A 12625-nucleotide genomic window follows, 5' to 3' on the forward strand; every position below is an offset into this window, starting at 1 on the left:
GGAAGGACGAGCGGATGACCCTGTACGAATCGCGCCCCGTGGGCGTCGTGATCGAGGCTCCGGCCGCGGAGGTGTACGCCTTCGTCTCCGACCCGGCGAACCTCCCGCGGTGGGCCGCGGGCCTCGCCTCCTCCGCGCTCGAGCAGGTCGACGGACGCTGGTTCGCCGACTCGCCGATGGGCCGGGTCGAGGTGCGCTTCGCCCCGCAGAACCCGTTCGGCGTCGCGGACCACGAGGTCACGCTCCCCGACGGGACGGTGGTGGACAATCCGCTCCGGGTACTCGTGAACGGGAACGGCGCCGAGGTGGCCTTCACCGTGCGGCGGCGCCCCGGGATGAGCCTCGACGACTGGGACGAGGACTGCGCGCGGGTCGCGGACGACCTCGAATCGCTCCGGCTGCTGTTCGAGCGCGGGGCGCTGTAAGTTCGTCACAGCTCCGGCGCAGGGCCGGCACCCGTGAGAACGAGGACGCGATGACCTCCCCCGATCGTCCGAGCACCCGCCCCGCCGGCGGCATCGAGCTCAACGGCCTCGACACGATCCAGGAGTCGGAGCGGCACGGCCGCCCTCGCGACCTGTTCTGGCCGTGGTTCGCCGCGAACGTGTCCGTGCTGGGGCTGAGCTACGGCTCCTTCCTCCTCGGCTTCGGCCTCTCCTTCGGGCAGGCGACGCTCGTCAGCGTGATCGGGATCGTCGTCTCGTTCCTCTTCTGCGGTCTGGTCGCCGTCGCCGGCAAGCGCGGCTCCGCCCCGACGATGGTGCTCAGCCGGGCGGCCTTCGGGGTCGACGGCAACCGCCTGATCTCGGTGATCTCCTGGCTGCTCACGGTGGGCTGGGAGACGGTGCTGGCCTCACTCGCGGTGCTCGCGACGGCGACGGTGTTCGAGGAGTTCGGCTGGGACGGGGGCGTGCTCACCAAGGTGGTCGCGCTGATCGTGGTCGCCGCGCTCATCGTGATCGCCGGGATCGCGGGCTTCCGCCTGATCATGCGGCTCCAGCTCGCGATCACCGTCGCGACCGCCGTGCTGACCGTGGTCTACGTCGTGCTCGTCCTCGACCGGATCGACCTCGCTGCCGTCGGCGCCCTGCCCGCGGGCTCGGCCGCCGCGGTCATCGGCGGGCTCGTGTTCATGATGACCGGCTTCGGGCTGGGCTGGGTGAACGCCGCGGCCGACTACTCCCGCTACCTCCCCCGCGGTGCCCGCACGAGCGGAGTGATCGCGTGGACGACGATCGGCGGAGCGGTCGCGCCTGTCGTGCTGGTGGTGGTCGGCCTGCTGCTGGCCGGCTCCTCGCAGGAGCTCTCGGACGCGATCGCCGCGGACCCGATCGGAGCGCTCGCCGGGATCCTGCCGACCTGGTTCCTGCTCCCCTTCATCGTCGTCGCGCTGCTCGGCCTGATCGGCGGGGCCGTGATGGACATCTACTCCTCGGGCCTGGCGCTGCTCAGCACGGGGCTCAAGGTCTCGCGGCCGGTGGCCGCCGGGATCGACGGCGTGCTGATGGTCCTCGGAGCGGTCTACGTCGTGTTCGTCGCGGGCGACTTCCTCGGCCCGTTCCAGGGCTTCCTGATCACCCTCGGCGTGCCGATCGCGGCCTGGCTCGGCGTGTTCCTCGCCGACCTCCTCCTCCGCCGGCGCGACTACGACCAGGAGGCCCTGTACGACTCCCGCGGCCGCTACGGCAGCGTCTCGGCGGTCCCCGTGGCCCTCGTGCTGATCGGCGCGGTCGTCGGCTGGGGCCTGGTGGTCAACTACTCCCCCGGGTTCGAGTGGGAGGGCTACCTCCTCGGCCCGCTCGGCGGCCGCGACGGCGACTGGGCCGGCGCCAACCTCGGCGTCCTCGTGGCGCTCGTGATCGGCTTCGCGGGAACGCTCGCCCTCTCGCGCGGGGCCGTCCGCCGCCAGGAGGCCTCGGCGTGAGCCTGCTCGTCGCGATCGACCTGCAGCACGTCTTCGCCGACGCCGAGTCGCCGTGGGGATCCGGCGGATTCGAGCGCGCGGCCGAGGGGACCCGCCGGCTCCTCCCGGCGTTCGGCGAGCGGGTCGTGACCACCCGCTTCGTCGCCCCGGAGCGGCCCGCCGGCGCGTGGATCCCCTACTACCGCGAGTGGCCGTTCGCGCTCGTCCCCGAGAGCGACCGGCTCTACGAGCTCGTGGCCGGGTTCGAGGGCCACCGCACGATCACCGCCACGACCTTCGGCAAGTGGGGGCCCGAGCTCGAGGCCGAGCTCGACGACTCCCGCGAGCTCGTGCTCACCGGCGTCTCGACCGACTGCTGCGTGCTCTCGACGGCGCTGGCGGCCGCGGACGCCGGAGTGCGGGTCAGGGTCGCCGCGGACGCCTGCGCGGGCGCCTCCGAGGCCGACCACCAGCGCGCGCTCGACGCCATGTCCCTGTACGCGCCGCTGATCGAGATCACGACCGTGGACGCGGTGCTGGCGGACCTGCGCGCCCGGGGCTGAGACCGCGGTCGGGACGCGAGCCGCTTGCGCCGGTCGGCCCCGCGCGTCGCGGGGCGACCCCGTCACCCGGCATGATGTCGGCATGTCCTCCACCGACGAGCGCGTCAGCCCGGCTTCCCGCACCCTGGTCATCGGCGAAGCGCTGATCGACATCGTCGAGCGCGACGGCAGCGCCACGGAGCACGTCGGCGGCTCCCCGGCCAACGTCGCCCTCACGCTCGCCCGACTCGGGCGACCCGCGACCCTCGTCACCGACATCGCCGACGACGAGCGCGGCCGCCGCATCAGCGCCCACCTCGAGGCCTCCGGAGTGGAGGTCCGGCACGGCGACTCGGAGCGCACCAGCACCGCTCGGGCGGTCCTCGCCGCGGACGGGTCGGCCCGCTACGTCTTCGACCTCTCCTGGAACCCGCCGGCGGCGGACCCGGAGGGCGCCTCCCACGTCCACACCGGTTCCATCGCGATCTTCCTCGAGCCGGGCGGATCCGCCGTGCTCGAGCTCCTCGAGGCACTGCCCGCCGGAGTGACGGCGAGCGTCGACGCGAACATCCGCCCGGCTCTGGTCGGCGCGCACGCCGAGGCGCTCGCGCGCTTCGAGCGGATCGCCGCCGCGTGCGAGGTCGTGAAGCTCAGCGACGAGGACGCGGAGTGGCTCTACCCGACGATGCAGCTCGACGAGGTCCTCAGCCGGCTGCTCTCCCTCGGGTCGCAGCTCGCGGTCGTCACACGCGGCGCGGAGGGACTGCTGCTGGCCTCGGCCGTCACGCGGGTGACCGTGCCCGCCGCCCGGATCGTGGTGGCGGACACGATCGGCGCCGGTGACTCCGCGATGGGCGCGATCCTCGACGAGGCGTTCCGCCAGGGCCTCGGCGCCGCGAACGGGATGCTGCTCGACGGCCCCGCCCTGCACGCGATCGGCCGCCACGCCGCGCACGTCGCCGGCATAACGACCTCCCGCTCCGGCGCGAACCCGCCCACCCGCGACGAGCTCTGAGGACCGGGGGCGGACCTTCTGCAGGACGCCCCTGGTGCTCGCGTCGGGACGCGGAGATACTGGGCGCACCTCGACGGAAAGGCGTGCCGTGCCCACTTCACTGAGCCCCTACATCGGCTTCGACGGCTCCGCGCAGGAGGCGATGGAGTTCTACCGGGACGTCCTCGGCGGCGAGCTCAGCTCCAGCCGCTTCGGCGACTTCGGGATGAGCGCGGATCCGGCCGACCAGGACCGGATCATGCACGCCCAGCTCGTCACGCCGAGCGGGATGATCCTGATGGGCTCCGACTCCCCCTCCTCGAGCCCGGCCGAGAGCGGCGCCCGCATCACGATCGCGCTCTTCGGCGACGACGACGCCGAGCTGAGCGGCTACTGGGACGGCCTGGCCGAGGGCGGCACGGTCGTCGAGCCGCTGGTCGCCTCGCCCTGGGGCGACCGCTTCGGGATGCTGGTCGACCGCTACGGCGTCGGCTGGATGGTGAACACCGCCGCTCCGCCGGCCTGACGCTCCTCCCCAGCACGGGATCGGGGCACGCCTCCCCCGGGTGCGTCCACCCGTCCCGCCGGGCGCCGCGGCGGGCGCAGAATGGAGGGGCCGCTCCCGCTCCGGGGGCCGTCCCACCTCTCACGAAGGCTGCAGATGACGATCACGCTCGGGTACAAGGCATCGGCGGAGCAGTTCGGCGCCCGGGAGCTCGTCGAGCTCGCGGTCGGCGCAGAGCGGCACGGCTTCGAGACCGCGGTCGTCTCGGACCACTTCCAGCCGTGGCGGCACACGGGCGGGCACGCGCCGTTCTCCCTCGCCTGGCTCGCCGCGGCCGGTGAGCGCACCTCCACCATCACCCTCGGCACCTCCGTGATGACCCCGCACTACCGCTACAATCCCGCCGTCATCGCCCAGGCGTTCGGCACGCTCGGCGTGCTCTACCCCGAGCGGATCATGCTCGGCGTCGGCACCGGCGAGGCGCTGAACGAGGTCGCCACCGGCTACCAGGGCGCGGGCGAGCAGACCTGGCCCGACTTCAAGGAGCGCTTCGCCCGCCTGCGCGAGGCCGTGCGGCTCATGCGCGCGCTCTGGGCGGGCGACCGCGTCACCTTCGACGGCGAGTACTACTCCACGCACGAGGCGTCGATCTACGACAAGCCCGAGAGCGGCGTGCCGGTCTACATCGCGGCGGGCGGCCCCGTCGTCGCGAAGTACGCCGGCCGCGCGGGCGACGGCTTCATCTGCACGTCGGGCAAGGGCATGGAGCTCTACACCGAGAAGCTGCTCCCCGCCGTCGAGGAGGGCGCCGCGGCGGCCGATCGCGACTCCTCGACCATCGACCGCATGATCGAGATCAAGCTCTCCTACGATCCCGATCCGGCGCTCGCGCTCGAGAACACGCGCTTCTGGGCGCCGCTCTCGCTGTCGCCGGAGCAGAAGCACTCGCTGACCGATCCGGTCGACATGGAGCGCGCCGCCGACGAGCTGCCGATCGAGCAGGTCGCGAAGCGCTGGATCGTCGGCTCCGACCCCGAGGAGACGGTCGCGCAGATCAAGCCCTACGTCGACGCGGGCTTCACCCACCTGGTCTTCCACGCCCCGGGCGACGACCAGCAGCGCTTCTTCGACGCCTTCGAGCGCGACCTCGCGCCGCGGCTGCGCGCGCTCTGACCTCCCGCCTCCGCCACGACCCCCTTCGGAAGGGCCGCTCCCGCATGACCACGGCCACCCTGCTCGCCCGGCTCGACCGCGGCGAGGCGCTGACGCGCGAGACCGCCGAGGAGCTCCTCGGCGCGCGCGGCGACGACCTCGACCTGCTGCTGGAAGCCGCCGGCCGCCTGCGCGACGACGGACTCGCCCGCCGCGGACGGCCCGGCGTCGTCACCTACTCGCGGAAGGTCTTCGTCCCGCTGACCAAGCTCTGCCGCGACCGGTGCCACTACTGCGTCTTCGTGGAGACACCGGGCGGGCTCGCGGCCAAGCGCGAGTCGACCTTCATGGAGCCGGAGGAGATCCTCGAGGTCGCCCGCGCCGGTGCCGCGCTCGGCTGCAAGGAGGCCCTGTTCACGCTCGGCGACCGCCCGGAGGACCGGTGGCCGGTCGCCCGCGCCTGGCTCGCCGAGCACGGCTACGCCTCGACGCTCGAGTACGTGCGCGCGATGGCCGTCCTGGTCATGAGCGAGACGGGCATGGTCACGCACCTGAACCCCGGCGTGATGTCGTGGGCCGAGCTGCAGCGGCTCCGCCCGGTCGCGCCCTCGATGGGCATGATGCTCGAGACGACCGCCGAGCGCCTCTGGTCCGAGAAGGGCGGCGTGCACTACGGCTCCCCGGACAAGGACCCGGCGCTGCGCCTGCGCGTGCTCGAGGACGCGGGCCGCAGCCGCATCCCCTTCACCACCGGCGTGCTGCTGGGCATCGGCGAGAACGCGGCGGAGCGGGCGGACGCCCTCTTCGCGATCCGCGAGTCCCACGAGCGGTGGGGCCACGTGCAGGAGTGCATCGTCCAGAACTTCCGCGCGAAGCCGCGGACGGCCATGCAGAACGAGGTCGACCTCGAGCTGCAGGAGTACGTGGCCAACGTCGCGGTCGCGCGCCTCGTGCTGGGCGCCGAGGCGACGATCCAGGCGCCGCCGAACCTCACCGACGAGCAGGAGCTCGGGCTGCTGCTGCGCGCCGGGGTCGACGACTGGGGCGGTGTCAGCCCGCTCACGGCGGATCACGTGAATCCGGAGCGCCCCTGGCCGAACATCGACGACCTCGCGCGGCTCACCGCGACGGCCGGCTACCGGCTGCACGAGCGGCTGACCGCCCACCCGCAGTACCTCCGCGACTCGGCCACCTGGATCGATCCGCGCGTCGCTCCCTACGTCGAGGCGCTCGCCGACCGCGGGACCTGGCTCGCCGACGAGGCGGCAGCGGTCCTCCCCCGGCCCTACCGCGACTCGCTCGACGCCCTGCCCCGACCAGTCGCGCCCGCCCTCGGCGCCGTGCTCGCCCGGGCGGAGACGGACCCCGCCGGTCTCGAGGACGCCGACTACCTCGCCCTGCTCGCAGCCGACGGCGACGACCTCGACGCCCTCTCCGCTCTGGCGGACGACCTGCGGCACGACGCCGCCGGCGACGAGGTCTCGGTCGTCGTCAACCGCAACATCGACACCTCCCTCTGGGGAGACGGCGGGCTGACCGTCGAGCGGCTGGAGGAGCTCGCCGACGAGGCGGTCGCGCTCGGCGCCACCGAGCTCTGCCTCCAGGGCGCGATCGGACCGGAGCACCCGGGCGACGATCTGCTGCTGATCGTCCGCACGCTGAAGCAGCGGCAGCCCTCGCTGCACCTGCACGCCTACCGGCCCGGCGAGATCCTCGAGGTCGCCCGGCGTACGGGCCGAACCCTGCCCGCGATGCTCGACGCTCTGCGCGAGGCCGGCGTGGACTCCGTCCCGGGGACCGCCGCCCGCATCCTCGACGACGACGTCCGCGCCGTCCTGAGCGAGGGGACGGACCCGACCGTGGCCGAGTGGCGGGAGGCGATCACGGCCGCGCACCGCAGCGGCCTCCGCTCCACCTCGACCATGGTCTACGGACACGTCGAGACCCCCGAGCAGCAGCTCGCGCACCTGCGCACGCTCGCGGCGATCCAGGACGAGACGGGCGGCTTCACCGAGTTCATCGCGATGCCCTTCGTCCCGGCGGAGGCGCCTCCGGCCGTGGTGCGCGCGAGCCGGGGCGGGCCGACCCTCCGCGAGACCCGCGCCGTGCACGCCGTCGCACGGCTCGTCCTCCACGGCCGGATCGCCCACGTGCAGACCGCCTGGACCAAGCTCGGACTGCACGCGGCGCAGGTCCTCCTCCGCGGCGGGGCGGACGACCTCGGCGGCCTGCTGCTCGACGGGGCCCTGCGGCCCGAGGCCGGAGCGGAGGCCTACCGCTCGCTCGACATCGCGACCGTCGCCCGGCTGAGCGGCGAGATCGGCCGCGGCTGGCGCCAGCGCACCACGACGTACGGCGTGGTCGCGCCGGAGAGGGCGCTGCGGGCGGAGCCCGTCGCAGCGGCGGGTCCTCAGCGGATGCGCCTCCCGGTCCGCGGGACCCGCCGGGCGTCATGACCCGCTCCGAGTACCTGCGGCGCCAGGCCGAGCTGGTCCGGGAGGAGCGGATCGAGTCGGACAGCGCCACCGTGCGGCTGCTGACCGCGGGCGCCGGGAGCCCGCGCGCGGTCCTGATGCTGACCGGCGTCGGCCGGGGCGTGCGGAGCGACACCGGGCTGCTGCTGCCGATGCTGGCGCGGCGCCACCGCGTCGCCGCGCTCGAGCTCGCCGATCTCGGCGACCCCTGGCTCGACGGACCCGCCGCGGTCCGCGCCTCCCTGGACGCGCTCGGCGCCGACGAGGCCGTCCTGATCGGCCACTCGCTCGGAGCCGCCGTGGCCCTCGCCGCGGGCGATCGGCGGGTGCGCGCCCTCGCCCTCGTGGCCGGATGGCTGCGGCCGACGGAGCGCCTCCTCCGCGCGGCGCGCCTCTGGCCGATGCTCCCGCCCGACGCGCAGGAGGAGGCCGCTCGGCTCCTCGCCGTCCGCTCGGCCACCGCCTCCTCCCCGTGGGGCGCCGACGTCGCCAGGATGCTCGCCGCCTCCGCCCGGGCCGACGTCGCTGCGGCCGCCTCGGACTGCCGGGTTCCGACCCTCGTGGTCGGCTGCTCCGCCGACGCTGTCGCCGGAGTCGAGGGCGCCGAGGCCCTGCTCGGCGCGATCGACGACGCCCGCTACGCCGTCCTCGACGCCGGTCACGCGGTGCTCGCCGAGCGGCCCGCCGAGCTCCTCGCCGTCCTCGAGCACTTCCTCGCCGATCCGCACCGCGACCCGGCGGGCAGCGTCCTGGCGAGGACGACGGTCTGATGGACGTCGACGTCGTCGTGATCGGCGCCGGGTTCGCCGGGCTCGGAGCCGCGGTCCGCCTGGAGCGCCGCGGCGGGACCTCGTTCGTCGTGCTGGAGCGCGCCGAGCGGATCGGCGGGACCTGGCGGGACAACGTCTACCCCGGAGTCTCCTGCGACATCCCCTCGCACCTCTACTCCTACTCCTTCGCCCCCGAGGCCGACTGGTCGGCGTTCTACGCCCCCGGGGCCGAGATCCAGTCCTACCTCGAGCGCGTCGTCGAGAAGGAGGGCCTGGCGCCCCGGCTCCGGCTGGGGACCGAGGTGCTCGAGGCGGTCTTCGACGAGGAGGCGCACCGCTGGCGGGTGCGCACCTCCCGGGGCGACTACTCCGCCGCGGTCCTCCTCGTCTGCGCGGGGCGCCTCTCCGAGCCCCGCCTCCCGGCCGTCCCGGGCCTGGATTCGTTCGCGGGTCCCGCCTTCCATTCCGCCCGCTGGAGGGACGACGTCGACCTCAACGGGAAGCGCGTCGGCATCGTCGGCTCGGGAGCCTCCGCCGTGCAGATCGTGCCGCACCTCGCCGAGCGCGCCGCCGAGGTGGTGCTCTTCCAGCGCTCGGCCCCGTACGTCGTCCCCCGCCGGAACCGCCCGTACCCGCCGGAGGAGCGCCGAACCCTCTCCCGCGCGCCCGGGGCCCTCGCGAGGCTCCGCGAGGAGCTGTTCTGGCGCGCCGAGCTCGGCTTCGCCGGCCGCGTCGCCGTGCCCGAGGCCATCGATCGGCTGCGGGCGGAGGCGCTCGGCCACCTCGAGGCGCAGATCATCGATCCCGCGCTCCGCGCCGTGCTGACTCCGGACTACGAGATCGGCTGCAAGCGCGTGCTCCTCTCGGACGACTACTACCCCGCTCTCGCGCAGCCGCACGTCCGCGTCGTCCCCGGTCCGCTCCGGCGCATCGAGGAGGGCGCCGCGCTCGGCGACGACGGCGTCCCGCACAGGGTCGACGTGCTCGTCTTCGCGACCGGCTTCCACTCCACGCGGCCGCCCTTCGCCCGGCGCATCCGCGGCCGCGGCGGCGTCCTCCTCGCCGACCGCTGGGCCGACGGCATGGTCGCCTACGAGTCGACCGCGGTCCACGGGTTCCCGAGCCTCTTCGTCGTCAACGGCCCCAACGCGAGCCTCGGCCACAACTCCGCGGTGCACATGATCGAGACGCAGATCGCCTACGTGCTCGCCGCGCTCGACCACCTCGCGGTCTCCGGCGCCGACCGGCTCGAGGTCACCGCCGAGGCCGAGGCCGCCTCCGTCGCCCGCCTCGACGCCCTCAGCGCCGACACCGTCTGGACCAACGGCGGCTGCGAGAGCTGGTACCTGGACGACAACCGGCGACTCACCCTGCTCTGGCCCGACTTCGCCTTCGCCTTCCGCGAGGAGCTCGGCCGGTTCGACCCCTCGGCCTACACGACCTGACCGCGGCTCGCTATCGTGACCGCATGACCGACCGCGTGCTCGCTCCCGAACCGCCCGCCGACGGTGCGAAGCCGAAGGGACCGGCCTCGTACTTCCCGAGCATCGAGAAGACCTACGACCGTCCCGTCCAGGACTGGCTGGACCTCGCCGACGAGCGTCTGCGCTCCGAGCCGCACATGCAGGTCGTCACCTGGCTGAAGACCGAGCACGGCCTGGGCCACGGCCACGCCAACGCGATCGTCGCCTACGTCCGGGCCGCCCGCGCCTGACCGGTCCGCCCGCCGTCCGCACAGGCTAGGCCCGCCGGCCTCCCCGGACCACCCGTCGTCGGCGCCCGCGCCGTCCGGGGATAATCGGGGCATGCGCGAAGACGACGATGTCGATCTGGTGATCGACGCGTGGGCCGGGGCCCTGCCCGACCTCGATTTCGCGCCTCTGGACGTCGTCTCCCGCCTCCGCCGGCTCAGCCCGCGCGTGCAGGAGGTGCGGCGGCAGTCCTTCGCCGTCAGCGATCTCGCCCCGTGGGAGTTCGAGCTCCTCTCGCTGCTGCGGCAGCGCGGGGAGGGCGGGATGACGCCCTCGGCCCTGGCCACGCACCTCGCGCTGTCCAGCGGCAACCTCGCCAGCCGCGTCGACCGCCTCGGGGCCCGCGGGCTCGTGGTCCGCGAGCAGAACGCCGCCGACTCGCGCAGCAAGATCGTCTCGCTCACCCCGCGGGGCACGAAGCGGGTCGACGAGGCGATGCGCAATCTCGTCGCCGCCGAGGGCGAGGTGCTCGCCGACCTGGACACCGTGCAGGTGTCGGTCCTCATCGAGTGCCTGCGGCGGATCAGCGACACCCTCGACCGACTGCAGTGACGCGCTACGCCCGACGAGCCTGAGAGGTCAAGCCCGTTCGGAGAGACGGGCACCGGACGTAGCGTGAAGCGTGCACGGTCGAGGCGTCAGCCACCCGTGCGGATGATCGCGAAAGCGGAGAGCACCATGACACAGATTTCTTCTATCCAACCCGCGCGATGGAGCCGGAACGGAGTCAGGATCGTCGTCGTTCCCGGGGCGGAGCTGCCCCGGTTCCGACTCGAGATCGACACCCGACTGACCACCGCGCCCTCCCTCGTCCCCACCGGACCCTTCTCGACCGTCGAGGAGGCCGAGCGGGCCGCCGAGGTCGCCGCCGGCCTGCTGGGGGCGAAGATCCCGGCCTGAGCGCACACCCGTCGGAACGGTTCGGATCAGCCCGCGAGCTCCGCGAGCGATCCGGTCGGGACCGCGATCCACCCCTCGGCCTCCGCCGCCTCCTGCAGTTCGGGAGGCACCGGCAGGGTCGCGCCCAGGGCGTGGGCGCGGGCGTTGAGAGCGGCGACGACGGCGTCGAACGCGTCGTCGGAGCGGATCATCAGCGCGAGCGCGGGCGCCGGCACATCGAGCCAGGGCGCGGCCCGTCGCAGCGACTCCACGGCGAGCGCCACGGCCTCCGGTCGCGTCTTGTACCCCGTGGTGTCCACTCCCCAGAGCCGCAGCGCCGCCGCCGGGTACGCCTCGACGAGCCGTCCGCGCCCGGAGCGGTCGACGTCCTCCCCGCTCGCGGCGAAGGCGTCGAGCAGCTCCGCGCAGCGCATCGCGGTCATCCCGAGCCGGTCGGTCGAGACGCTGAGCGGCCAGCGGCCGGTGACCTCGCGCGCCACCCGGTCCGTCTCGCGGTACGCGAGGCGGCGGCGCCAGTCGCGTCCCGCGAGCGTCCGCGGCGAGACCTCCCGTCGCGTGTGCGCGGAGACGAACGCCGCGAACTCCACCGGCCAGCCGAACGCGCAGTCGATCCCGATGACCGCCGCGTCCCGTGACGCCTCGACGATCGTCGCGTCCTCGGCGCCGAGTACGAGCGAGCGGACGACGGCCCGGCCGCCGGAGAACTCGATGGCGGCGAGAGCGGTGCGCACCGGCTCCGCAGCGAGGTCGACACCGATCGTGAGCACGGGGACAGGGTAGGCGCTCCGGCGCTACGCTCGAGCGATGACGCCGCCCGCTCCCTCCTCCCGGGCGGAGTCGGCCCGCGTGCCGGTCGCGCTCCTCCGCCTCCTCGTGGCCGCCGCCGTTCTGGTGGCCGTGATCGCGACGGCCGTCGACACCGCCTCTCGGACGCCGCTGAACCCGTTCAACTTCTTCGGCTTCTTCACCATCCAGAGCAACATCGTGCTGGCCGTCGTGCTCGGAGCCACCGCCGTGCTCGCGCTCCGCCGCCGTCCCGCGCCCGGCGGGCTCGTGCTGGTGAGGGGTGCCTTCACCGGGTACATCATCATCGTCGGCCTCGTCTACAACACCCTCCTCACCGATGTGGCGGGCGGAGTGGCGCTGCCGTGGGCCAACACCGTCATGCACGTGCTGTTCCCCGTCTACGGACTGCTCGACTGGCTGCTGCTCGCGGATCGCCCTCCGCTGCCGTGGCGGAGGCTCTGGCTGGTCGTGGTCTACCCGATCGTCTGGCTCGTCGTGGTGCTGATCCGCGGAGCGACGGACGGCTGGGTGCCCTATCCGTTCCTGGATCCCGCGACCGGGTACGGGCAGGTGTCGGTGTTCGTCGTCGGGATCGCGGTCGCGTTCCTCGCGTCGGGGGCGCTGGTCTGGGCGATGAGCCGGCTGCGGATCGTGCCGGTGGCAGGCGGCTGAGAGGACGCTCGCCTTCCAGACGGTTCCGCCGCCGGACGACCGGATCCGCTGCCGTCGCGCACATCCGGCCCGTTCTGGGGTCACCCGTTCGGGGTCATCCGGGGCGCCGCTCCCCTAGCGTCAGCACCGACGGCTCCCCCACCGTCCTCCCCCTCGAGAACGGTCCCCCATGAGCC

14 protein-coding genes are annotated in these 12625 nt (G+C 73.8%); 13 read left to right on the forward strand and 1 reads right to left on the reverse strand.

Features of this window, described 5'->3' with window-relative positions; genetic code table 11:
* Nucleotides 1-14: 14 nt before the first annotated feature.
* The 12 genes from C5C55_RS03170 (at nt 15) to C5C55_RS03225 (ending at nt 10991) form a co-directional block, all read left to right on the forward strand.
* Nucleotides 15-425 carry an SRPBCC family protein gene (locus tag C5C55_RS03170; protein WP_104225068.1) on the forward strand — a complete coding sequence of 137 codons (411 nt, stop codon included), beginning with the start codon at nt 15-17 and terminating at the stop codon, nt 423-425.
* A gap of 50 nt (nt 426-475) precedes the next feature.
* Entirely contained in the window at nt 476-1924 is a 1449-nt protein-coding gene (locus tag C5C55_RS03175; RefSeq protein WP_104232865.1) for a cytosine permease, read from the forward strand.
* Nucleotides 1921-2466, forward strand: coding sequence for a cysteine hydrolase family protein (locus C5C55_RS03180; RefSeq protein WP_104232866.1), 546 nt, complete (start codon nt 1921-1923; stop codon nt 2464-2466). Before C5C55_RS03175 ends, C5C55_RS03180 begins: the two co-directional genes overlap by 4 nt.
* A gap of 82 nt (nt 2467-2548) precedes the next feature.
* Complete coding sequence (locus C5C55_RS03185) at nt 2549-3460, forward strand: carbohydrate kinase (RefSeq protein ID WP_104232867.1); 912 nt, start codon at nt 2549-2551, stop codon at nt 3458-3460.
* 88 nt (nt 3461-3548) lie between these two features.
* Nucleotides 3549-3965, forward strand: a complete 417-nt coding sequence (locus C5C55_RS03190; protein WP_104232868.1) for a VOC family protein — start codon at nt 3549-3551, stop codon at nt 3963-3965.
* Between the two features lie 135 nt (nt 3966-4100).
* Nucleotides 4101-5117: a glucose-6-phosphate dehydrogenase (coenzyme-F420) gene (gene fgd, locus C5C55_RS03195; protein ID WP_181067747.1), complete on the forward strand. Its 1017-nt coding sequence runs from the start codon at nt 4101-4103 to the stop codon at nt 5115-5117.
* A 44-nt stretch (nt 5118-5161) separates the two neighbouring features.
* The gene (gene cofG, locus C5C55_RS03200) at nt 5162-7552 is read left to right on the forward strand and encodes a 7,8-didemethyl-8-hydroxy-5-deazariboflavin synthase CofG (RefSeq protein WP_104232869.1); all 2391 of its coding nucleotides are present in this window, start codon (nt 5162-5164) and stop codon (nt 7550-7552) included.
* Nucleotides 7549-8340 carry an alpha/beta fold hydrolase gene (locus C5C55_RS03205; protein ID WP_104232870.1) on the forward strand — a complete coding sequence of 264 codons (792 nt, stop codon included), beginning with the start codon at nt 7549-7551 and terminating at the stop codon, nt 8338-8340. The genes cofG and C5C55_RS03205 overlap by 4 nt, the downstream gene beginning before the upstream one ends.
* Nucleotides 8340-9785 carry an NAD(P)/FAD-dependent oxidoreductase gene (locus C5C55_RS03210; protein WP_104232871.1) on the forward strand — a complete coding sequence of 482 codons (1446 nt, stop codon included), beginning with the start codon at nt 8340-8342 and terminating at the stop codon, nt 9783-9785. The genes C5C55_RS03205 and C5C55_RS03210 overlap by 1 nt, the downstream gene beginning before the upstream one ends.
* A gap of 23 nt (nt 9786-9808) precedes the next feature.
* Entirely contained in the window at nt 9809-10054 is a 246-nt protein-coding gene (locus C5C55_RS03215; protein WP_104232872.1) for a DUF4287 domain-containing protein, read from the forward strand.
* A gap of 91 nt (nt 10055-10145) precedes the next feature.
* The gene (locus C5C55_RS03220; protein WP_104232873.1) at nt 10146-10643 is read left to right on the forward strand and encodes a MarR family winged helix-turn-helix transcriptional regulator; all 498 of its coding nucleotides are present in this window, start codon (nt 10146-10148) and stop codon (nt 10641-10643) included.
* A gap of 126 nt (nt 10644-10769) precedes the next feature.
* Nucleotides 10770-10991, forward strand: a complete 222-nt coding sequence (locus C5C55_RS03225; RefSeq protein ID WP_146080878.1) for a hypothetical protein — start codon at nt 10770-10772, stop codon at nt 10989-10991.
* A gap of 26 nt (nt 10992-11017) precedes the next feature.
* Here C5C55_RS03225 and C5C55_RS03230 read toward each other — a convergent pair whose 3' ends face one another.
* Entirely contained in the window at nt 11018-11758 is a 741-nt protein-coding gene (locus C5C55_RS03230; protein ID WP_104232875.1) for a DUF429 domain-containing protein, read from the reverse strand.
* Nucleotides 11759-11795: 37 nt separating this feature from the next.
* Here C5C55_RS03230 and C5C55_RS03235 point away from each other — a divergent pair, with 37 nt between their 5' ends.
* A complete protein-coding gene (locus C5C55_RS03235; RefSeq protein ID WP_104232876.1) occupies nt 11796-12449 on the forward strand; it encodes a Pr6Pr family membrane protein in 654 nt (217 codons plus the stop codon).
* Nucleotides 12450-12625: the final 176 nt, after the last annotated feature.

It is taken from the genome of Rathayibacter sp. AY1C2, assembly GCF_002931195.1.
Taxonomy (GTDB): domain Bacteria; phylum Actinomycetota; class Actinomycetes; order Actinomycetales; family Microbacteriaceae; genus Rathayibacter.